At 74.3% G+C, this 21351-nt stretch carries 17 protein-coding genes; 12 read left to right on the forward strand and 5 right to left on the reverse strand.

The annotated features are described in order from the left end of the window. Positions 1-503 precede the first annotated feature (503 nt). On the reverse strand, positions 504-1550 hold the full coding sequence (locus tag ACSU53_RS18665; RefSeq protein WP_437029191.1) for an SGNH/GDSL hydrolase family protein: 1047 nt from the start codon (positions 1548-1550) through the stop codon (positions 504-506). Between the two features lie 184 nt (positions 1551-1734). On the opposite strand from ACSU53_RS18665, the gene ACSU53_RS18670 reads away from it, so the two are divergent. Continuing rightward, positions 1735-3123 (forward strand): cystathionine beta-synthase, encoded by a 1389-nt coding sequence (locus ACSU53_RS18670; protein WP_437029193.1) that lies wholly within the window; start codon positions 1735-1737, stop codon positions 3121-3123. Positions 3124-3699: 576 nt separating this feature from the next. Here the strand turns inward: ACSU53_RS18670 and ACSU53_RS18675 are convergent. Further along, complete coding sequence (locus ACSU53_RS18675; RefSeq protein WP_437033278.1) at positions 3700-4131, reverse strand: hypothetical protein; 432 nt, start codon at positions 4129-4131, stop codon at positions 3700-3702. Between the two features lie 348 nt (positions 4132-4479). Between ACSU53_RS18675 and ACSU53_RS18680 the strand changes: the two genes are divergently transcribed. The 3 genes from ACSU53_RS18680 (at position 4480) to ACSU53_RS18690 (ending at position 6754) form a co-directional block, all read left to right on the forward strand. After that, positions 4480-5022: a GNAT family N-acetyltransferase gene (locus ACSU53_RS18680; RefSeq protein WP_437029195.1), complete on the forward strand. Its 543-nt coding sequence runs from the start codon at positions 4480-4482 to the stop codon at positions 5020-5022. 98 nt (positions 5023-5120) lie between these two features. Next, on the forward strand, positions 5121-5963 hold the full coding sequence (locus tag ACSU53_RS18685) for a MurR/RpiR family transcriptional regulator (RefSeq protein WP_437029197.1): 843 nt from the start codon (positions 5121-5123) through the stop codon (positions 5961-5963). Between the two features lie 206 nt (positions 5964-6169). Beyond that, complete coding sequence (locus ACSU53_RS18690) at positions 6170-6754, forward strand: hypothetical protein (RefSeq protein WP_437029199.1); 585 nt, start codon at positions 6170-6172, stop codon at positions 6752-6754. 432 nt (positions 6755-7186) lie between these two features. Here ACSU53_RS18690 and ACSU53_RS18695 read toward each other — a convergent pair whose 3' ends face one another. After that, entirely contained in the window at positions 7187-8590 is a 1404-nt protein-coding gene (locus ACSU53_RS18695) for a diaminopimelate decarboxylase (protein WP_437029201.1), read from the reverse strand. A 122-nt stretch (positions 8591-8712) separates the two neighbouring features. Between ACSU53_RS18695 and hutU the strand changes: the two genes are divergently transcribed. From hutU to hutI, 4 genes are all read left to right on the forward strand, one after another. Next, the gene (gene hutU, locus ACSU53_RS18700; protein WP_437029203.1) at positions 8713-10377 is read left to right on the forward strand and encodes a urocanate hydratase; all 1665 of its coding nucleotides are present in this window, start codon (positions 8713-8715) and stop codon (positions 10375-10377) included. Then, positions 10374-11591, forward strand: coding sequence for an allantoate amidohydrolase (locus ACSU53_RS18705; protein WP_437029205.1), 1218 nt, complete (start codon positions 10374-10376; stop codon positions 11589-11591). The genes hutU and ACSU53_RS18705 overlap by 4 nt, the downstream gene beginning before the upstream one ends. Beyond that, positions 11588-12952 (forward strand): formimidoylglutamate deiminase, encoded by a 1365-nt coding sequence (locus ACSU53_RS18710; protein WP_437033279.1) that lies wholly within the window; start codon positions 11588-11590, stop codon positions 12950-12952. The genes ACSU53_RS18705 and ACSU53_RS18710 overlap by 4 nt, the downstream gene beginning before the upstream one ends. 72 nt (positions 12953-13024) lie before the next feature. Continuing rightward, positions 13025-14197, forward strand: coding sequence for an imidazolonepropionase (gene hutI, locus ACSU53_RS18715; protein WP_437029206.1), 1173 nt, complete (start codon positions 13025-13027; stop codon positions 14195-14197). A gap of 290 nt (positions 14198-14487) precedes the next feature. On the opposite strand, the gene ACSU53_RS18720 is transcribed toward hutI, so the two are convergent. Continuing rightward, the gene (locus ACSU53_RS18720; RefSeq protein WP_437029207.1) at positions 14488-15414 is read right to left on the reverse strand and encodes an RNA polymerase sigma factor SigF; all 927 of its coding nucleotides are present in this window, start codon (positions 15412-15414) and stop codon (positions 14488-14490) included. Positions 15415-15653: 239 nt separating this feature from the next. On the opposite strand from ACSU53_RS18720, the gene ACSU53_RS18725 reads away from it, so the two are divergent. Then, positions 15654-16031 carry an STAS domain-containing protein gene (locus ACSU53_RS18725; RefSeq protein WP_437029209.1) on the forward strand — a complete coding sequence of 126 codons (378 nt, stop codon included), beginning with the start codon at positions 15654-15656 and terminating at the stop codon, positions 16029-16031. A gap of 249 nt (positions 16032-16280) precedes the next feature. Further along, complete coding sequence (locus tag ACSU53_RS18730; protein ID WP_437029211.1) at positions 16281-16880, forward strand: ATP-binding protein; 600 nt, start codon at positions 16281-16283, stop codon at positions 16878-16880. Positions 16881-17272: 392 nt separating this feature from the next. On the opposite strand, the gene ACSU53_RS18735 is transcribed toward ACSU53_RS18730, so the two are convergent. Beyond that, the gene (locus ACSU53_RS18735; RefSeq protein WP_437029214.1) at positions 17273-18811 is read right to left on the reverse strand and encodes a peptide MFS transporter; all 1539 of its coding nucleotides are present in this window, start codon (positions 18809-18811) and stop codon (positions 17273-17275) included. Positions 18812-19354: 543 nt separating this feature from the next. Here ACSU53_RS18735 and ACSU53_RS18740 point away from each other — a divergent pair. Together ACSU53_RS18740 and ACSU53_RS18745 are read left to right on the forward strand one after the other, a co-directional pair. Then, positions 19355-20032, forward strand: a complete 678-nt coding sequence (locus ACSU53_RS18740; protein ID WP_437029216.1) for a response regulator transcription factor — start codon at positions 19355-19357, stop codon at positions 20030-20032. Between the two features lie 46 nt (positions 20033-20078). Next, complete coding sequence (locus ACSU53_RS18745; protein ID WP_437029218.1) at positions 20079-21350, forward strand: ATP-binding protein; 1272 nt, start codon at positions 20079-20081, stop codon at positions 21348-21350. The last annotated feature ends 1 nt before the right edge of the window (position 21351 follow it).

Consider the following 21351-nt stretch of genomic DNA (forward strand, 5'->3'; position numbering starts at 1 on the left):
TCGGGGTGGTGGTCGGGCGGCGGGACGCATACCGCGCGGTCGGGCAGGGCTGCCTGGGAAGTTACCCGGCCGTATCGGCGGGGTCACGGGGGGCGCGGTGTGACATGGGCCGCAACTGTCTAAGCGCTTGCTTTGTTTCTGTCCTCTCCGATGATACGGCGGGTACCGCCGATTGCACCGGCCCCTTCGCCCGGCCGGGCGGTCCGCCCCCGGCCGGGGGCCGTACCGCCTGCGGCGACCGGGCGGGCCGCGACGGTCCGACAGGCCCCGGTCACCGTGCAGGCCGGGCACTCGGTCGCGCCCGCCACGACCGTGCAGCCGGGGCGGCCGCCCCGTGACGCCCGCCCACGTGCCTCACCGGGGCGATGGGGCGCCGGCGTCCCCTCCCGGTTCCCGGGGCCACCGCGCCCGCCCGCTCGCCGGTGCACCGCCCGTGCCCCGCCCGATGCCCCGGGCCTGTCGCCCAGCACGCCGCACGCCAACCGCACCGGCCGGGCCCGCCCTCAGGGCTGCCGGGACGGGGACGTGGTGGGGGCCGCCGGGGCCGCGGGCTCCGTCTCCTGGACGCGGCGGCGCCTGCGGCGCTTGAGCAGGGCCCAGGGGCCGCGCGGGCCCGAGGGCATCGCCGCGGCGACCTCCGTACCGGCCTCCGACGCGGCCTCGGCCGCCGCCCGGGCCACCGGGAGGAACCCCTCGCGGCGGGAGGCGTCCGGACGCTCCTCCTCCGCGGGCCACAGGCCCAGCGCCGCGCACACGGTCGGCAGTACTGCCATCGCGGCCGTCGCGTACCCCTCGGCCGACGGGTGGTAGCTGTCGGGGCCGAACAGCTCGCGCGGGTTCTCGGCGAACTCGGGGCCCAGCAGGTCGCCCAGCGACACCGTCCGGCCGCCCTGCTCCACGGTGCCGATCGTCTGCGCCGCCGCCAGCTGCCGGGAAGCCCGCCGGGCCAGCCAGCGCAGGGGCTGCTGGACCGGCTCGATGGTGCCCAGGTCGGGGCAGGTGCCCACCACGACCTCCGCGCCCGCCGTCCGCAGCCGCCGGACCGCCGCCGACAGGTGGCGCACCGAGCGGGTGGCCGGCATGCGCTGCGTGACGTCGTTCGCCCCGATCATGATCACGCACATGTCCGGCACCCGGGACGGGTCCGCCAGCGCCCGCGACACCTGCCGGTCCAGGTCGTCGGAGCAGGCCCCGGGCACCGCGACCGTGCTCAGCCCCACCGGCCGCTCCGCGATCGCCGCCACGCCGGAGGCCAGCAGGGCCCCCGGGGTCTGCCCGGCCCGGTGCACGCCCTGCCCGGCGGCCGTGGAGTCGCCCAGCATGGTCAACCGCAGCGCCGGCCGTCCGGGCACCGTGTAGGCGGCGCCGTACAGGCCGTCCGCGTTCGGCACGTGCGGCGACCTGCCGTTGCCCACCCGGCGCCGCGCGAGCTGCGCCTGTGCCACCAGCAGTCCCACGGTGGCCGCCCCGGCGAGACCGATGCCCCCGCCGCCGTACGCCGCGCCGGCCGCGATCCGCCGGGCCGCTCTCGCCCTCGACATGCTCGTCATGCCTCGCCGCCACCTCCTCCGAAGCCCTCACCCAGTGCTTGCCCCGTACGCACGGTGGTCCAATCTCACCTGTGAGTGAACGACCCGGCCGGGGCCCGCGCCCGGCGCGGACCGTCCGTGTCGTGAAGGGCCTAGGCTGGCTGGACCACTACGACCGCATCTTTTGCAGCATCCGGAGACAACGGTGCAATTCCACGACTCGATGATCAGCCTCGTCGGCAACACCCCGCTCGTCAGGCTCAACAGCGTGACCAAGGGCATCAGGGCGACCGTCCTGGCCAAGGTCGAGTACTTCAACCCCGGCGGCTCCGTGAAGGACCGCATCGCCCTGCGCATGGTCGAGGCCGCCGAGAAGAGCGGGGAACTGCAGCCGGGCGGCACCATCGTCGAGCCGACCAGCGGCAACACGGGCGTGGGACTCGCCATCGTGGCCCAGCAGAAGGGCTACAAGTGCATCTTCGTGTGCCCGGACAAGGTGTCCCTGGACAAGATCAACGTCCTGCGGGCGTACGGGGCCGAGGTCGTGGTGTGCCCGACCGCCGTGGCGCCCGAGCACCCCGACTCGTACTACAACGTCTCCGACCGGCTGGTCCGTGAGACGCCCGGTGCCTGGAAGCCCGACCAGTACTCCAACCCGAACAACCCGCTGTCGCACTACCACTCCACCGGCCCCGAGCTGTGGGAGCAGACGGCGGGGAAGATCACCCACTTCGTGACGGGCGTCGGCACCGGCGGCACCATCTCCGGCACCGGCCGCTACCTGAAGGACGCCAGCGACGGCCGCGTCAAGGTCATCGGCGCCGACCCCGAGGGCTCCGTGTACTCCGGCGGCTCCGGGCGCCCGTACCTGGTCGAGGGCGTCGGCGAGGACTTCTGGCCGACCGCCTACGACCGGACCGTCGCGGACGAGATCGTCGCCGTGTCGGACAAGGACTCCTTCCAGATGACCCGCCGCCTCGCCAAGGAGGAGGGCCTGCTGGTCGGCGGCTCCTGCGGCATGGCGGTCGTGGCGGCCCTCGAAGTGGCCTCCCGGCTCGACGAGGACGACGTCGTCGTGGTCCTGCTGCCGGACAGCGGACGCGGCTACCTCAGCAAGATCTTCAACGACGAGTGGATGGCCGACTACGGCTTCCTGGAGGACGCGGGCCCCAGCGCCCGGGTCGGCGACGTCCTGGACGACAAGGCCGGCGACCACATGCCGTCCCTGGTCCACATGCACCCGGACGAGACGGTCGGCCAGGCCATCGAGGTGCTGCGCGAGTACGGCGTCTCGCAGATGCCGGTCGTCAAGCCCGGCGCCGGTCACCCGGACGTGATGGCCGCCGAGGTCGTCGGCTCCGTGGTGGAGCGGGAACTGCTGGACCACCTGTTCAGCAAGGGCGCCTCCCTGGACGACCCGCTGGAGAAGCACATGTCCGCCCCGCTGCCGCAGGTCGGCTCGGGCGAGCCGGTCGAGGACCTGATGGCCGTGCTGGGCAAGGCCGACGCGGCGATCGTCCTCGTCGAGGGCAAGCCGACCGGCGTGGTCAGCCGCCAGGACCTGCTGGCGTTCCTCGCCAAGGGCGGCAAGTGACGCACGGGCTCGCGCCCGCCGGCTGAACCCGCCGACCGCTCCGCCCGCTGCTCCGTGCCTGCCGGACGGCGGGCGGCAGGGGAGCCGTGAGCCGGACGGCGGGCGGCAGGGGAGCCGTGAGCCGGACGGCGGGCGGCCTCCCGCCTCGGGGCGGCGGCCGGGGCGACGGCCGCGCGGCCATGAGGACCCCGGGTTCCTCGGCCCCGCCGACCAGGGAAACCGTCGGCCGGCGGCAGGCGCGCCGGGGTCTTCGCGCACCTGGTACGCGGGTGTCACGTGCACGCAGCACGCGCTTAACACGCGTCCGGCACAGTCAGGGGTGTCGGCAAGGGGCGGTGGCGCACCTCCCGGGCACACAGCGCCGGGGAGACTTCGCTCCCGGCCGGCACCGAGCGGCGTCAGGACCTTCCGGAGCGGCTCCCGGATCTCCACCGACGCCACGGACGCGCTCCCGGCCGTGGGCCGGCCCGCGTCCCTCGCGGGGACCGTCGTCGTCCCGTCCCCCGGCAACGGGGGAACGACGGTCCCCGCGCATCCCGGTGGCGCCCGCCGCGGGCCCGTCCGGCCCGCCGCGGATCACTCCGTCCAGTCGTCGTCCCTGCGCGGCCCGCGGCCGCCCCGGCCGCCGAAGAGACCGGGATACATGCGGGCGGCCTGGACCACGTTGACGCCGACGATGCCCGCCCAGGCGACGAGCAGGCCGGGAAGCTGGCCCACGCCGCCGCCGATGGCGGACAGCGGCACCGCGAGCACCAGCGAGACGATCCCGAACCCGAACCGCTCGCCCCAGCTGTCCGTGGCCTTGGGCGCGCGGGAGTCGCGGGCCGCCGTCATCTGCTGTTCGGCCATCTGCCGGCGCACCCGCCGCTCCACCGCGCCGTCGATGCGCTGGTCGACCTTCTCCAGGAACGAGTCGACCAGCGCGGACTCGTACTCCTCGCCCAGTTCCCTGCGGGCCTGCAGGGTGGCGGCGAGTTCCTTCTTGACATCGGCGTCCCGCGCTTCCATTCCGGTCATGGGACCCACGGTAGGCAGGCCCCGCGCCGACGGCACTGGGGTTAGCCCCCGTCTGCGGCTCGGGCCTGCCGGGCTCCCGCGCGCCCGCGCGCCGGGGGGTGGGGCGCGGGGTCCCGGAGGACGGCCGGCCGGGGTACGGGGCCGGGAGCGGGGCCGCCGGGGTACGGCCGGCCCGGCCGGGCACGGAAAACCGGGCGGGGGCCGGGCCCCGTCCCGGCTATCCTGCGTCGTCGCCGCCGCCGTCCGCGCCGACCGCCGGCTGCCGGTTGCCGGTTGCCGACGGCCGAGTGCCGACTGCCACTGCCGACCGCCGACCGCCGACCAGGAAGGTCCCGCATCATGCCGAGCGCCGCCCCGCCCTTTCCGGCCCCCCTCGAACTGCGGGGCGAGGGGCTGGTCCTGCGGGACTGGACGGAGGACGACCTGCCCGCCATGCCCGCCCTCTTCGACCACCCGGACATCGCGTACTGGACGCCCCTCGCCAGCCCCTTCGACGAGGCCGCCGCCCGCGCCCGCCTGGAGCGGGACCGGCGCCTGCGGGCGGAGGGCAGCGTCATCCTGCTCGCGATCACGGTCGACGGCCGCACCCCGTGCGGCGAGGTGATGCTCCGCCGGAGCGACGCGGGCATCGAACTCGGCTACGCGGTGGGCCCGGCGCACCGCGGCCAGGGGCTCGCGGCGCGAGCGGTCCGGCTGATGGCCGCCTACGCGCACCAGCAGCTGGGTGCCGACCGCGTGATCCTTGAACTGGAGCCCGAGAACGCCGCCAGCGTCGCCGTCGCCACCCGCGCGGGCTTCCGGCCGCTCGACGTCCCGCTGATCGAGGGCGAGGAGAAGGGGCGCCCCTACGCCCTGCAGACCTGGGGCCGAAACCTTCCCTGACCCGCCCGCCCGGCGCCCGGTGCGGTTGTATGGAGTCATACAGGACCTGCGGGACGTGAAGAGGCCGCGAAGGTGAAGAGGTCGAGGGGGAGCCGCCCATGAGCGTCACCGACAGCCCCGCCGCGCGTCTGCAGGCGCTCTTCGAGGGGCACCGGCTGACGCCGACGCAGCGGCGCATCGCGCACAGCATGGTGCGGCGGGCCGCCGACGTGCCGTTCCTGTCCAGCGTGGAACTGGCCGAGCTGGCCGGGGTCAGCCAGCCCTCGGTGACCCGGTTCGCCGTGGCGCTCGGCTTCGACGGCTACCCGGCCCTGCGCCGCCACCTGCGCGAGGTGGCGCCCGCCGACCCCGCGCCCCCCGCCGCGGACGCCAACGAGTACCAGCAGGCCGTCGAGGCCGAGATCGAGAACCTGCGGCACCTGGCGGAGGCGCTGGCCGACCCGGAGCCGGTCCGCCGGGCGGGCCGGGTGCTCGCGCACAGCCGTCCCCTGCCCGTCCTCGGCCTGCGGGCCGCGGCGGCCCAGGCGCACGGGTTCGCCTACTTCGCCGCCAAGGTCCACCCCGACGTCCGGCTGCTGAACGAGGGCGGCACGATGCTCCACGACCGCATCGACGCCGCCGCCCGGGCCGGTGCGGACGCGCTGCTGTGCTTCGCCCTGCCCCGGCATCCCCGTGAGGTCGTCGACGCCCTCGCCCGCGCCAAGGAGGCGGGGCTGACCGTCGTCACCGTGGCCGACTCCGCCTTCGCGCCGGTCGCCAAGGTGTCCGACCTGCTGCTGCCCGCCGCCGTCGGCACCGGGCTCGCCTTCGACACGGCGTGCGCGCCGATGCTGCTGGGGCGGGTGCTGCTGGAGGCGATGTGCGACGGCCTGCCCGACGCGCAGGCCCGCCTGGAGGAGTTCGACACCCGGGCGGCGGCGCGCGGTCTGTTCGTGGAATGACGGCGGACGCGGGGCGCGCGGCGGCGGGGTCCGGCGACGGCTGTGGAGGTGACCGGGTGACGGGAGTGACGGTGGAGGCGGCGGGCCGCGCCGATTCTCAGACTCGTCTCACCTTGGCTCGCTAGCCTGCCTCTTCCGGGACGACCGCCCGGGAGCACCCCGACGGGTGGGACAGACGTGTGGGACGGGAGAACAGGAGGCCGGACGTGACGCGCGGAGGACAGGGGCTGGCCCGGGTGGCCGTCGTCGTACGGGCCGGAGCCGCGCCACTGTGGTGGACCGGGATCTGTGCGGCGGGCACCGGGGCGCTGGTGCCGGGCCTGACCGGGCGGCGGATCGGCGTGCTCGCCGGTGCGGCGCTGTTCCTCGTGGCGGTGGCCGCCGTGGCGTACACGCGCCGGGGCCGGTATCGCGCCCTGGCCCGTTCGGCGGCCCGCGCGGGCAAGCACGACGTGCTCCAGGACCGTGCGGTGACCGCGCGCAACTGGCGTCGCGGGCACCGCTGGTGGCTGCTGCTCGCCTTCCTCGCCGCCGTCGGCAGCGCGTTCGCGCTGCCCGCCGCGGGCGGTCTGCTGATGGCGGGCTGCGGCGTCGGCCTGTGGCTGAAGGCGGCCTGGGTCGGGCGTCTGGAGCAGGCCGGCGACACCCTGCTCTGGGTGCGCGTCGACTGGCTCGACCGCCGCGCGGGCGCTGCCGGCGGCAAGCGGGTCAAGGGCTACCGCACCACCGGCATCGCCGCGGGCGACGCGGCCCCCGGCGGCGCCCGCCGCCGCACCCCGGCAGGCGTCTGAGGGACGCCCGCGTCGAGCCGTGCGTCCGGCGCCCTACGGCCGGCCGCAGCCACTCCGAGGCCCGCGCCCGGTCCGGCGCCCAGCCGCCCAGCCGCCGGGGACACCGGCGCGCCACCGCCCCCGGCGCGCCACCGCCCCCGGCCGCCGACCGGTCCGGCCGACGCCTGATCCGGCCCCTGCCCGGCCCCGAGGCGCCCGGCGCTTGATCCGGCCCCTGCCCGGCCCCGAGGCCCCCGGCGCCCCGGCCCGGGCGCCTCGCCCGAACGAAACCGCTCACCGAGGACCGGGCCCGGTCGCGCCGCATGGCCCGGTCGCGCCGCATGGCCCGGTCCGGCAGCCCGGCCCCCGGTCCGGCCGCGCATTCCGCGAGGCAGGCCCCCGCGGAAGGCAGGCCGAGCCGGCGGGAAGCAGGTCAGCCCGGCGGGTAGCGGGTCAGCCCGGCGGGAAGCGGGTCAGGGCGTCCGGGGAGCCGCCGCCCGACTCGGCCACGACCTCCTCGACGGTCTGCGCGCGCCGGACCGGGGAGAAGACGATGCCGCCCCGGCCGTCGGGGGCGAAGCCGTGGACGGCCGGCCGGGGGAGCGAGTTGTAGGCGTAGTGGTGGGCGAAGTAGTACGCGCCGGTGTCCAGGGCGGCCGCGTGGTCGCCCTGTTCGAGCAGCGGCAGCGACTGTCCCCGGGCCAGCAGGTCGCCCGCGAAGCAGGCCGGGCCCGCCACGTCCTGCACCACGGCCGGGCCCTCCTTCGGTCGGCCCTTGGCGTCGTAGGCGGCGATCCTCAGCGGCCACGCCCCCGGCGCGTACACGGTGCGCGTCGCCACCTGCACGCCCGCGTGCGTCACCGCCACCGGCCGGCCGCCCGCGCTCTTGGTGTACTCGACCCGGGCCACGACCGTGCCGTGCTTGGCGACCAGAGACCGGCCGAACTCGGTGACCAGCCCGTACCGCCCGTCGAACAGGCCCGGGACCGCCTCGCTCAGCAGCCGCGCGTACTGCGCGTGGGTGGGGTCGGTGGCGTCGGAGGCGAAGTTCACCGGGAGCCCGCCGCCGATGTCGAGGGTGTCGACCTGCTGCCGCCCGGCACGCCGGTTGATCTCCTCGGCGAGCGCGTACACGTCCGCCACCCCGCGCGCCATCAGGGACAGGGCGACGCCCTGCGAGCCGGTGTGCGCGTGCAGCCGGGTCAGCCACGGCCGGTCCAGGTACGCCCGTACGACCCGCTCGCGCGCGCCCTCGTCGCGCAGTGCCACCCCGAACTTGGAGGTGGCCGTGGCCGTGGACAGGGCCTCGATGGAGCCGGCCCCGACCTGCGGATTCACCCGGAGGCCGAGCGGGGAGCGGCTGCCGGAGCGTGGGACGAGCCCGTCGAGCCGGGACAGCTCCTGCGGGTTGTCCGCGTTGACGGCGATGCCCAGGGCCAGCGCCTCGCGCAGTTCCCGCGGGGTCTTCGCGGGCGAGTCCAGCACGGTGTGCCGCGCGGGCACTCCCGCCGCCCGCGCGAGGGCCAGTTCGCCCGGGCTCGCGACCTCCGCGCCGATGCCCTCCTCGTACAGCAGCCGCAGCACGGGCACCAGCGGGGCGGCCTTCACCGCGAAGGCGTGCAGGACGGGCGTCCCGGGCGGTGTCACCGCCGCGAACGCGGCCCGCAGCGCCGCCGCCGACCGCCGGATCCCGGTGACGTCGAGCAGCGCCACCAGGGGGCGGTCCGGGTCGAGCAGCCCCTGCTCCACCGCGGCCCGCACCGCCGCGTTCCGCCGGTCCGCCGCGTCCCGGGCGGCACCGGGGGCGTCGCCGTCACCGTGGCCGAAGCCGCCGTCGTTCTTCCCGTCGGTGCCCATGGGTCCAGCCAAACATCCGGCGCGCGCCCGTGTCGGCACACCGATGTATTGACTAGTTCTATTCAGGCGACGAGGATGTGAATAACCGTAGGAGCAGCCGTGGCCGTCCCAGGAGGCAGACCATGTCAGGACCCCGCACCGTCCGAGCGCCGCGCGGCACCGAACCGAGCGCCTTGGGCTGGCAGCAGGAGGCCGCCCTGCGGATGCTGCAGAACAACCTCGACCCGGAGGTCGCCGAGCACCCCGACAAGCTGGTCGTCTACGGCGGCACCGGCAAGGCCGCCCGCGACTGGCGCTCCTTCGACGCCATGGTCCGCACGCTGAAGACCCTCAAGCAGGACGAGACGATGCTCGTCCAGTCCGGCCGGCCCGTCGGCGTCATGCAGACCCACGAGTGGGCGCCGCGCGTCCTCATCGCCAACTCCAACCTCGTCGGCGACTGGGCCACCTGGGAGGAGTTCCGCCGCCTGGAGGCCCTCGGCCTGACCATGTACGGGCAGATGACCGCCGGATCCTGGATCTACATCGGCACCCAGGGCATCCTCCAGGGCACCTACGAGACCTTCGCCGCCGTCGCCGCCAAGCGGTTCGGCGGCACGCTCGCCGGCACCATCACCCTCACCGCCGGACTCGGCGGCATGGGCGGCGCCCAGCCGCTCGCGGTGACCATGAACGACGGCGTGGCGATCTGCGTCGACTGCGACCCGCGCGCCATCGACCGCCGCATCGAGCACCGCTACCTGGACGTGAAGGCGGACTCGCCCGAGCACGCCCTCCGGCTGGCCGTCGAGGCCCGCGACGCCCGCCGCCCGCTGTCCATCGGCGTGCTCGGCAACGCGGCCGAACTGCTGCCGCAGTTCCTCGCCATGGGTGCGCCGGTCGACATCGTCACCGACCAGACCTCCGCCCACGACCCGCTCGCCTACCTGCCCGCCGGGACCGCCTTCGAGGACATGGCCGAGGCCGCCGAGAAGGACCCGGCCGGCTTCACCACCCGCGCCCGCGAGTCCATGGCCCGGCACGTCGAGGCGATGGTCGGCTTCCTGGACGCCGGCGCCGAGGTCTTCGACTACGGCAACTCCCTCCGCGGCGAGGCCCGGCTCGCCGGCTACGACCGGGCGTTCGCCTTCCCCGGCTTCGTCCCCGCCTACATCCGCCCGCTGTTCTGCGAGGGCAAGGGCCCCTTCCGCTGGGCCGCCCTCTCCGGCGACCCGGCCGACATCGCGAAGACCGACGGGGCGGTCCTCGACCTCTTCCCCGAGAACGAGTCGCTGGCCCGCTGGATCCGCATGGCCGGTGAACGCGTCCACTACCAGGGCCTGCCCGCCCGCATCTGCTGGCTCGGCTACGGCGAACGCGACCGGGCCGGCGAACGCTTCAACGACATGGTCGCCAGCGGCGAACTCTCCGCCCCGGTCGTCATCGGCCGCGACCACCTCGACTGCGGCTCCGTCGCCTCCCCGTACCGGGAGACCGAGGCCATGCGGGACGGCTCCGACGCCATCGCCGACTGGCCGCTGCTCAACGCCATGGTCAACGTGGCGTCCGGCGCCTCCTGGGTGTCCCTGCACCACGGCGGCGGCGTCGGCATGGGCCGCTCGATCCACGCCGGCCAGGTCACGGTCGCCGACGGCACCGCCCTGGCGGGCGAGAAGATCCGGCGCGTGCTGACCAACGACCCCGGCATGGGCGTGATCCGGCACGTCGACGCCGGGTACGACCTCGCGGAGTCGGTGGCGGACAGCCGGGGCGTGCGCATCCCCATGCGGGAGGGTGACCTGGCGTGAGCTTCCACCGCATGTGGGCCCAGCTGCTGCCCGTCGGCCGCGACGCCGGCACCGGCGGCTACCGCCGCTACGCCTGGACCGGGGCCGACGCCGACTGCCGGGCCTGGTTCGAGGAGCAGGCCCGCGCCCGCGGCCTGGCCCACGAGACCGACCGCAACGGCAACCAGTGGGCCTGGCTCGGCGACCCGGCCGCCGGGGACGCCGTCGTCACCGGCTCGCACCTGGACTCCGTGCCCGACGGCGGCGCCTTCGACGGCCCCCTCGGCGTGGTGTCCGCCTTCGCCGCCCTGGACGCACTCCGCGACCGGGGCGCCCGGCCCACCCGGCCGCTCGGCATCGTCAACTTCGGCGACGAGGAGGGCGCCCGCTTCGGCCTGGCCTGCGTCGGCTCCCGCCTCACCGCCGGGCAGCTCACCCGGGAACAGGCCCACCGGCTCACCGACGGCGAGGGCATCACCCTCCCCGAGGCCATGGAAGCCGCCGGGTACGACCCGGACGCGATCGGACCGGACCCCGAACGCCTCGCCCGCATCGGCGCCTTCGTGGAACTGCACGTGGAACAGGGCCGCGCCCTGGACCTGTCCGGCGACCCGGTCGGCATCGCCTCCGCCATCTGGCCGCACGGCCGCTGGCGCTACGATTTCCGGGGCGAGGCCAACCACGCCGGTACCACCCGCCTCGCCGACCGGCGCGACCCCATGCTGCCCTACGCCGAGACCGTCCTCGCCGCCCGCCGGGAGGCCCAACTCGCCGGTGCCGTCGCCACCTTCGGCAAGATCAGCGTGGAACCCAACGGGGTCAACGCCATCCCCTCCCTGGTGCGCGGCTGGCTCGACTCGCGCGCCGCCGACCAGGCGGCCCTCGACACCGTGACCGCGGCCGTGGAGAAGGCCGCCCGCGACCACGCCGCCGCGCACGGCGTGGACCTGGACGTGGTGCGCGAGTCCTTCACGCCCGAGGTCGGCTTCGACCACGCGCTGCGCGACGAACTCGGCCGCATCCTCGCCCGGGACACCGGCCACCGGGTGCCCGTCCTCGGCACCGGCGCGGGACACGACGCCGGAATCCTCTCCGCGAGCATCCCGACCGCCATGCTGTTCGTACGCAACCCCACCGGCGTCTCGCACTCCCCGGCCGAGTCCGCCGCCGAGGACGACTGCGTGGCCGGGGTGATCGCGCTCGCCGACGTACTGGAGGGACTGGCGTGCAGGTGACGCAGGGCAGCAGCACGGGCGGCAGCACCGCGCGGACCTACTGGCTGGAGCACGCCTGGCTGGGCGACCGGGTCGAACCGGGCGTCACGGCGGAGGTCCGGGACGGCGTCTTCACCGCCGTCGTCCCGGGCGTCACCGCCCCGCCGCCCGGCGCCGAGGTGTTGCGCGGACTCACCCTGCCCGGACTGGCGAACGCCCACTCGCACGCCTTCCACCGCGCCCTGCGCGGCATCGTCCAGGTCGGCAGCGGCACCTTCTGGACCTGGCGCGAGATGATGTACTCCGCCGCCGACCGGCTCACCCCCGACAGCTACCACGCCCTCGCCCGCGCGGTGTACGCCGAGATGGCCCTCGCCGGGATCACCTCCGTCGGCGAGTTCCACTACCTGCACCACGGCCCCGGCGGCACCCCCTACGCCGACCCCAACGCCATGGGCGAGGCCCTGATCGCCGCAGCCGCCGAGGCGGGCATCCGCATCACCCTCCTCGACACCTGCTACCTCTCGTCCGGCTTCGGGCAGCCCCCGAACCACCACCAACTGCGCTTCTCCGACGGCACCGCCGACGCCTGGGCCGACCGCGTCTCCCGCCTCACGGCGCCGGACCACGCACGGATCGGGGCCGCCGTGCACTCCGTACGGGCCGTGCCCGCCGGGCAGTTGGCGACCGTGGCGGGGTGGGCCGAGGAGCGGCGGGCCCCCCTGCACGTGCACCTGTCCGAGCAGACCGCCGAGAACGACGCCTGCCACCGGGCGCACGGCCGCACGCCGGCCCGACTGCTCGCCGACCACGGCGTGCTCGGCCCGCGCACCACCGGCGTCCACAACACCCACCTCACCGACGCGGACATCTCCCTGATCGGCGGCAGCGGCACCGGCACCTGCATGTGCCCCACCACCGAACGCGACCTCGCCGACGGCATCGGCCCCGCGGCGGCCCTGCAGAGCAAGGGCTCCCCGCTCTCCCTCGGCTCCGACAGCCACGCCGTCGTCGACCTGCTGGAGGAGGCCCGCGCACTGGAGCTGAACGAACGGCTGCGCACCCGCACCCGCGGCCACTGGACGGCCGCCGCCCTGCTGCGCGCCGCCACCGCCGACGGGCACGCCGCCCTCGGCTGGGACCGGGCCGGAACCCTCGCCACCGGAGCGCTCGCCGACCTCACCACCCTCGCGCTGGACTCGGTCAGGACCGCAGGGCCCCCACCGCGACTCGGCGCCGAGACGGCCGTCTTCGCCGCGACGGCGGCCGACGTGCGCCACACGGTCGTGGGCGGCCGGCACGTCGTGCGCGACGGGGAGCACACCCTCGTCCCCGACGTGCCGCGAGCCCTCGCGGACGCCGTCCGGGCCCTGCACTCCTGACGCCCGCACCCCCGACGCCCGCATCCCCGACGCCCCGCCCGACGTGCCCGCCGAGCCACCCACGAGGACACCATGAGCAGCACCGTCATCACCGGCATCGCCATGCTGGTCACCAACGACCCCTCCCTGGGACGGGACTCCCCCCTGGGCCTGATCCGCGACGCGGCCGTCGTCATCGAGGGCGAGCGCGTCGTGTGGACCGGTGAAGCAAGCACGGCACCCGCCACCGACCACCGGGTCGACGCCGGCGGCCGGGCGGTCCTGCCGGGCTTCGTGGACTCCCACTCCCACCTGGTCTTCGCGGGCGACCGCACCGAGGAGTTCAACGCCCGCATGTCCGGCCGCCCCTACAGCGCGGGCGGCATCCGCACCACCGTCGCCGCCACCCGCGCCGCCTCCGACGCGGAACTGGAGGCGAACCTCACCCGCTACCTCGCCGAGGCACTGCGGCAGGGCACCACCACCTTCGAGACCAAGTCCGGCTACGGCCTGACCGTCGCCGACGAGTCCCGCGCCCTGCGCCTGGCCGCTCGCCACACCGACGAGGTCACCTACCTCGGCGCCCACATCGTCGCCCCCGAGTTCGCGGACGACCCGGCCGCCTACGTGGACCTCGTCACCGGGGAGATGCTGGACGCCTGCGCGCCGCACGCCCGCTGGATCGACGTCTTCTGCGAGAAGGGCGCCTTCGACGGGGACCAGGCCCGCGCCGTCCTCACCGCCGGCCGGGCCAGGGGCCTGCACCCGCGCATCCACGCCAACCAGCTCACCCACGGCCCCGGCGTCCGGCTCGCCGTGGAGGTCGACGCCGCCAGCGCCGACCACTGCACCCACCTCACCGACGCCGACGTGGACGCCCTCGCGAACAGCCGGACCGTCGCCACGCTGCTGCCCGGCGCCGAGTTCTCCACCCGGGCCGCCTGGCCCGACGCGCGGCGCCTGCTGGACGCGGGGGCCACCGTCGCGCTGTCCACCGACTGCAACCCGGGCTCCTCGTTCACGTCCTCCGTCCCGTTCTGCATCGCCCTCGCGGTGCGGGACATGGGGATGTCCCCCGACGAGGCCGTCTGGTCGGCCACCGCGGGCGGCGCGGCGGCCCTGCGCCGCACCGACGTCGGGCGCATCGCCCCGGGGGCGTACGCGGACCTGGTGCTCCTCGACGCCCCCAGCCACGTGCACCTCGCCTACCGCCCCGGCGTCCCGCTGGTCGCGGGGGTGTGGCGGCGCGGCGCACGCGTGGTGTGACCGGCGGCGGGCCGACGCGGACGGCGGAGCAGGCGGCTCCCCCGCCGCGCAGCGCCCGTCGGCTCCCCGCCCACCACGCTGGCCGCCCTGCCCGACCGCCCCTCACGGACACGGCGTCACCGCCGGACGGGGGAGGGCGTGGCGCGGGGCACAGCAGGCCGGTCAGCCGGGTGGAGGAGACGGCGTGCGAGGACAAGGCTGACCATCGGTAACGAGAGCGTCCCGCGCCCGTCCGGAGCCCGGTGCCCCAGGAGGGCGCCGGTGCCGGACGGACGCGGGACGCTGCCGGGTCACTCCTCGACGGTCAGACCCTTGCGCAGTTTCACCAGGGTGCGGGAGAGCAGCCGGGAGACGTGCATCTGGGAGATGCCGAGCTCCTCGCCGATCTCCGACTGGGTCATGCCGGCCACGAAGCGCAGCGACAGGATCTTCCGGTCGCGCGACGGCAGTTCGGCGATGAGCGGCTTCAGGGACTCGACGTACTCGATGCCTTCGAGGCCGTGGTCCTCGTAGCCGATCCGGTCGGCCAGCGCGCCCTCGGCGTCGTCCTCCTCCGGCTGGGCGTCCAGTGAGGAGGCGGTGTAGGCGTTGGACGCGGCCATGCCCTCGACGACCTCGTCGTTGGTGATGCCCAGGTGGGCGGCGAGCTCGGCCACTGTCGGCGCGCGGTCGAGCTGCTGGGCCAGTTCGTCACCGGCCTTGGCCAGGTCCAGCCGGAGTTCCTGGAGCCTGCGCGGGACGCGCACGGACCACGAGGTGTCGCGGAAGAAGCGCTTGATCTCGCCGATGATCGTCGGCATGGCGAACGTGGGGAACTCCACCCCGCGCGACATCTCGAAGCGGTCGATCGCCTTGATCAGGCCGATGGTGCCGACCTGGATGATGTCTTCCATCGGCTCGCTGCGCGAGCGGAAGCGGGAGGCGGCGAACTTGACCAGGGCGAGATTGAGTTCGACGAGCGTGTTGCGTACGTACGAGTACTCGTGGGTGCCTTCGTCCAGCGATTCGAGGCGCTCGAAGAGGGTCTTGGACAGGGCCCGGGCGTCGACCGGGGCCACCTCGTCGTACGGGGGGATCTCCGGGAGACCGGCGAGCAGGTCGTCCAGGACGACGGGGTCGTCGTCCGGCTCGATGGGATCCAGATGTTCCGGAGTGCGTGTCGACGTCGCTGTATGGGTAGGCGATGCGTCGAGCCGGGGTGACATGATGTCCTCCATCGTTCTCGGCATATGGCTGCCGAAGCCAAATACGTGCACTGCGGTGTGCGGCGCCTCCAAAGCCGGCCGTGTCGGGTACGTGTCTTTACTAGCCCTACCCGCTTTGCCGAGCCCGCCGCAAGTGCGTTTTGTTGGTATATGTCCATTTGCGGGGGATTGTTCGGCTGTCGAAGCGCGGCGGGAAGGCGTAATGTTCGAGAGCGTCAGCAAGCAGTCACGACGGCAGGAGAGAGAGCGGCATGGACCGCGGGACGGTCGGCAGCGCACAGTCGGGCCGGCTTCTGGTCGAGGTGCGAGAAGAAGGCCCCAGTGCCGTCGTGACACCGGCGGGTGAGTTGGATCACCACACCGCCGACCTGTTGCGCGAGCCGCTGGAGGGCTGCCTCGCCAAGGGATTCAAGAGGCTGGTCATCGACTGCTCCCGGCTGGAGTTCTGCGACTCCACGGGACTCAATGTCCTGCTCGGCGCCCGGCTGAAGGCCGAGGCGGCCGGCGGCGGAGTGCACCTCGCGGGCATGCAGCCCGTGGTGGCGCGGGTGTTCGAGATCACGGGGGCGGACGCCGTGTTCGCCGTCCACGACACGCTCGAGGCGGCCCTGGCCGACGATTCCGCGTGACCCGGGCACGCGGGCCGGCCGCGGGCGACGGGCTCCCTGGCCGCCGCGGTGACACGCGTGATCCGGCCGTCGTGTCTTTTCGTGCGAATACGGGGGTGTCCCGTGCGTACCCCCGGGCAGGAGACATGCTGAACGGATCGGAAGCCGTGGTCGTGGCGCCGGCGGGAACCGGCCGGGCCGTCGCGGCGTGACTGACTGAACATGGACATTTTGAATGGTGAACTGGTGACACGGTGAGGTGAAGCGCTGATGAGCACCACCCGGCCCTACCCGCCGGGCGACCGCGGTGCGGAGCCCAGCGGCGCTTCCGGTGCGTCCGGGGGCACCGCGCGGATGACGAAGGCGTCCGGCGCGCGGGGCGCCCCGGCCGGGCAGCCCGCCGCGGAGAAGGCCACGGACGCCTCGTCGGCCGCAGCGGGCGGGACGCCCGGGCCGGGCGGACGGCAGACCCGCAGACTGAGCTTCGAGGACCAGAGCGGCGTCGTCCCGCTCGCCCGGGACTTCACCCGCCAGGCGCTGTACGCGTGGGGCTGGCTGCCCGCCGCGGGCGCCGAGCAGCGGGCCGCCGCCGAGGACGTCCTGCTCGTCGTGTCCGAACTGGTCACCAACGCCTGCCTGCACGCCGAAGGACCCGACCAGCTCGGCATCACCTGCGACAACAAGGTGATCCGGGTGGAGGTCACCGACCGGGGCACCGGACAGCCGGCCCCGCGCACCCCGCACCGGGCGGGCCGGCCCGGCGGCCACGGCATGTTCATCGTGCAGCGCCTCTGCCTGGACTGGGGCGTCGTCCGCACCCCGGGCATGCCCGGCAAGACCGTCTGGGCGGAACTCGGCGCCCCGGCCTGACGCCGCCCCGGCCCTTCCGCCCCTCGTCACCCCGCACGCACTCGCCGGATCACCACGGATCCGGCGTGCGCCGTCTCTCCCCCTGCGCTTCCGGTCACTCTCCCCAGCCTGCCCCCGGGCTCCAGCCGCCCGTTCCCTCCCCGCGCCCCGGCCACCCGGGACGGCCGTGTCCGGTCGTCCGTCCACGCTCCCCGGGCTCCACGCTCCCCGGGCTCCACTACCCCCGGGCTCCTGGCCACCGGTACAGCTTCACCCGGTCCTGGAGCGTGCAGACGAAGGCCTGACGGCCGAGCCGGCGCACGGGCACACGGGCGGGACGCCCGGATCCGCTCACGGCGAGGGCCGCCGCACCTTGAAGGTGCGGCGGCCCTCCGCGCGGTCGTGAGGTGGTGTCAGCGGACGTCGCCCATCCGCGCCTTGACGTTGCGCCGGTACATGAACACCGCGACACCGGCGAGTGCGGCGAGGGCCGCCTGCACGGCCACCGCGGCGGAGCCGCTGAGGTCCACCCCGCCGACGGCCGGGTTGGACATCAGGCCGGTGATCGAGTCGCCGGCGGTGACGGCGAGGAACCACACGCCCATCATCTGGCTGGCGTACTTGGCGGGAGCCATCTTCGTCGTCACCGACAGACCGACCGGGGAGAGGCACAGTTCGCCCACGGTCATGATGAAGTAGATGCCCACCAGCCACATCGGGCTGACCGCGGTGCCGTCGGCCGCCATCCCCAGCGGGATCAGGAAGAAGAAGAACGACACGCCGATCAGGACCAGCGCCATCGCGAACTTCACGATCGTGCTCGGCTCCTTGCCCTTGCGGTTCAGCCACAGCCACAGCGAGGCGAAGACCGGCGCCAGGGCCATGATGAACAACGGGTTCAGCGACTGGTACCACGAGGACGGGAAGTCGAAGCCCAGCAGCGAGCCGGAGGCCTTGCCCTCACCGAACGCCTGGACCGTGGACGCGCCCTGGTCGTAGATCATCCAGAACACGGCGGCCGCGACGAAGAACCAGATGTAGCCGGTCATCTTCGACTGCTCGTCGGAGGAGAGCTCCTTGTCCCGCTTGATGCGCACCAGCACGCCCGTCGGGACGAGCAGGCCGATGACGGTCAGCGGGATCATCGCCCAGTTCAGGGTGAAGTGGCCGGTGAAGCCGACGATGCCGTAGAAGACGGCGGTGACGGCCGTCCAGACGAGGCCCTTGCGCAGCCACGCGACGCGCTCCTCGGCCGCCAGCGGCTTGGGCACGACGCTGCTCTGCGGGCTCAGGTTGCGGGTGCCCAGAAGGAAGGCCGCGAGGCCGATCGCCATGCCGACCGCGGCCATGCCGAAGCCGAGGTGCCAGCTGACCTTCTGGCCGACGGTGCCGATGGCCAGCGGGGCGAAGAAGGCACCCATGTTGATGCCCATGTAGAAGATCGTGAAGCCGCCGTCGCGGCGCGGGTCCTCCGGGCCGTCGTACAGGTGGCCGACCATGGTCGAGATGTTGGCCTTGAGCAGGCCCGAACCCACCGCGACGAGCGCCAGGCCGGCGAAGAACGGAGCCTGGCCGCCGGGGAGGGCCAGCACCACGTGGCCGGACATGATCGTGACGGCGGCGATGGCCACCGTGCGGCGCGGGCCCCAGACGCGGTCGCCGAGCCAGCCGCCGGGCATCGCGAGCAGGTAGACCATCGCCGAGTAGACGGACACGATGACGGTGGTGGTGGCCACGTCCATGGCCAGGCCGCCGCCCATGCTGTCCTTGCCCGCGTCCGGACCGCCGGAGAGCAGGTAGACGGTGAGCAGGGCTTTCATGCCGTAGTAGGAGAACCGCTCCCACATCTCGGTCATGAACAAAGTGGCCAGTCCGCGGGGGTGGCCGAAGAAGGTCTTCTCGTTACCGGGGGTACCCGGACTGACCGAGTCCTTCGTCAGGCTGGACGCCATGGTCGTTCCTTGCTGGTCGGGACGCGTCCGCGCGAGGGTGCACGCGCCCGGTGGGGGGAGCCGGCACCGGCAGGCCGTGCGTCCCCCCCACGCCCGGGGGATCCCGCTCCGGATCGCGGAGCGGCGGACGGCGGCCACCGGGATCCACACCTTCCGCGCGGCGATGCGCGCGACAGGCCCGGCAACAGGTCATTCCTTCCGGGACCGGCGGGGCCGGAACCCGCACCGGCCCGCACACAAAAGAGACCTTCAGCGTCAACTGCGCCAAAGGTCCCCGTGGTGCAACAGGCGTTGGTTCACCATACGGCAGGACAGTACCGGACATGGAAGGACTTGAGACGTGAATCACAGGTTTCCGGGCACTTCGATCGCCCATTCGAAGGCCCGTCCCACCCTCGCACCCCACAGCCGCAGGACGCACGGCGGGGCACCACCGGCCGCCGCCCCCGCCCGGGCGGCCCCGGGAGCGGAAGCGGCACCGGAGGGCGGTCCGGCCCGGCGATCACGCCCCTGGCCTGGTGGCGGCGGGACTACCATCACTCCATGACCCGTGTACTGCTCGCCGAGGACGACGCGTCCATTTCGGAGCCGCTGGCCCGTGCCCTGCGCCGGGAGGGGTACGAGGTGGAGGTGCGCGAGGACGGCCCCAGCGCGCTCGACGCCGGACTGCGCGGCGGCGTCGACCTGGTGGTGCTGGACCTCGGGCTGCCCGGCATGGACGGGCTGGAGGTGGCCCGCCGGCTGCGTTCGGAGGGGCACACGGTCCCCGTGCTGATCCTGACCGCCCGCGCCGACGAGGTGGACACGGTCGTCGGACTCGACGCCGGCGCCGACGACTACGTCACCAAGCCGTTCCGCCTCGCCGAACTCCTCGCCCGGGTCCGGGCCCTGCTGCGGCGCGGCGCCGCCGAACCGCAGCAGCCGCCCGCCACGCACGGCGTCCGGATCGACGTCGAGTCGCACCGGGCCTGGATGGGCGAGGAGGAACTCCAGCTCACCGCCAAGGAGTTCGACCTGCTGCGGGTGCTGGTCCGGGACGCGGGCCGGGTCGTCACCCGCGACCAGCTCATGCGCGAGGTCTGGGACACCACCTGGTGGTCGTCGACCAAGACGCTCGACATGCACATCTCCTGGCTGCGCAAGAAGCTGGGTGACGACGCGGCCAACCCCCGCTACATCGCCACCGTGCGCGGTGTCGGTTTCCGCTTCGAGAAGAGCTGAGCCCCCGCCGGGGCCGCCGCCGGACGAGAGACATGCGTAACAGGCCATGCGTCGCCGTCTGATCCAGTCCACGCTCGCCGTGGTGCTCGTCGTGATCGCCGTCTTCGGCGTCTCCCTGGTGATCGTCGAGACGCGCACCATCAGCGAGACCGCGCGTGAACGCGTGGAGTCCGAGGCGGTGCGGCTGGCCAGCATCGTCGACAGCCGGCTGCTCGTCGAGGAGAAGATCAGCGCCGAGATCCTCAGCGACCAGATCACCGAGGACCGCTACGCCGTCGTCGCCATCCCCGGGCGCGCACCCATAGAGATCGGCACGAAACCCGACGGCGACGTCATCAGCGCCTCCGCCCCCGGCAAGGAGGGCGAGACGGTCACCGTGCAGGAGCCGCGCTCCTCCGTGACCCGCGAGGTCGGCCGCACCCTGCTGATCATCGGCCTGGTGGCGCTGCTCGCGGTGATCGCCGCGGTGCTGCTGGCCGTGCGCCAGGCCAACCGGCTCGCCTCCCCGCTCACCGACCTCGCGGAGACCGCCGAACGCCTCGGCTCCGGCGACCCCCGCCCCCGGCACCGACGCTACGGCGTACCGGAGCTGGACCGGGTCGCCGACGTGCTGGACTCCTCCGCCGAGCGCATCGCCCGCATGCTGACCGCCGAGCGGCGCCTGGCCGCCGACGCCTCCCACCAGCTGCGCACCCCGCTCACCGCGCTGTCCATGCGCCTGGAGGAGATCACCCTCACCGACGACCCGGACACCGTGAAGGAGGAGGCGACCATCGCGCTGACGCAGGTGGAACGGCTCACCGACGTGGTCGAGCGGCTGCTGACCAACGCCCGCGACCCGCGCACCGGCTCCGCCGTCACCTTCGAACTGGACGAGGTCATCCAGCAGCAGCTCGCCGAATGGCGCCCCGCCTACCGCAGCGCGGGCCGCGCCATCGTCAGCTCCGGCAAGCGCAACCTGCGGGCGGTGGGCACGCCCGGGGCGGTCGCCCAGGTGCTCGCCGCGCTGATCGAGAACTCCCTGATGCACGGCGGCGGCACGGTCGCCCTGCGCACCCGGGTCACCGGCAACCAGGTCGTCGTCGAGGTCACCGACGAGGGGCCGGGGGTGCCCGGCGAGCTGGGCGCCCGCATCTTCGAACGGGCGATCAGCGGTCACAACTCCACCGGCATCGGCCTCGCGGTCGCCCGGGACCTCGCGGAGGCGGACGGCGGACGGCTGGAGATGCTGCAGGCCAAGCCTCCGGTGTTCGGCCTGTTCCTGTCCCGGACACCCCCGCAGAAGTCCCCCGACGACCACGGCCGCACAGTCCGCTGAC

It is taken from the genome of Streptomyces sp. enrichment culture, assembly GCF_964273255.1.
GTDB lineage: Bacteria > Actinomycetota > Actinomycetes > Streptomycetales > Streptomycetaceae > Streptomyces.

Coding starts and splice junctions, on each gene's coding strand:
- ACSU53_RS18695 (WP_437029201.1), bottom strand. CDS start 8,590: ATGGGCACCGACGGGAAGAACGACGGCGGCTTCGGCCACGGTGACGGC.
- ACSU53_RS18745 (WP_437029218.1), top strand. CDS start 20,079: ATGCGTCGCCGTCTGATCCAGTCCACGCTCGCCGTGGTGCTCGTCGTG.
- ACSU53_RS18685 (WP_437029197.1), top strand. CDS start 5,121: ATGAGCGTCACCGACAGCCCCGCCGCGCGTCTGCAGGCGCTCTTCGAG.
- hutI (WP_437029206.1), top strand. CDS start 13,025: ATGAGCAGCACCGTCATCACCGGCATCGCCATGCTGGTCACCAACGAC.
- ACSU53_RS18730 (WP_437029211.1), top strand. CDS start 16,281: ATGAGCACCACCCGGCCCTACCCGCCGGGCGACCGCGGTGCGGAGCCC.
- ACSU53_RS18675 (WP_437033278.1), bottom strand. CDS start 4,131: ATGGAAGCGCGGGACGCCGATGTCAAGAAGGAACTCGCCGCCACCCTG.
- ACSU53_RS18740 (WP_437029216.1), top strand. CDS start 19,355: ATGACCCGTGTACTGCTCGCCGAGGACGACGCGTCCATTTCGGAGCCG.
- ACSU53_RS18725 (WP_437029209.1), top strand. CDS start 15,654: ATGGACCGCGGGACGGTCGGCAGCGCACAGTCGGGCCGGCTTCTGGTC.
- ACSU53_RS18720 (WP_437029207.1), bottom strand. CDS start 15,414: ATGGAGGACATCATGTCACCCCGGCTCGACGCATCGCCTACCCATACA.
- ACSU53_RS18735 (WP_437029214.1), bottom strand. CDS start 18,811: ATGGCGTCCAGCCTGACGAAGGACTCGGTCAGTCCGGGTACCCCCGGT.
- hutU (WP_437029203.1), top strand. CDS start 8,713: ATGTCAGGACCCCGCACCGTCCGAGCGCCGCGCGGCACCGAACCGAGC.
- ACSU53_RS18665 (WP_437029191.1), bottom strand. CDS start 1,550: ATGACGAGCATGTCGAGGGCGAGAGCGGCCCGGCGGATCGCGGCCGGC.
- ACSU53_RS18680 (WP_437029195.1), top strand. CDS start 4,480: ATGCCGAGCGCCGCCCCGCCCTTTCCGGCCCCCCTCGAACTGCGGGGC.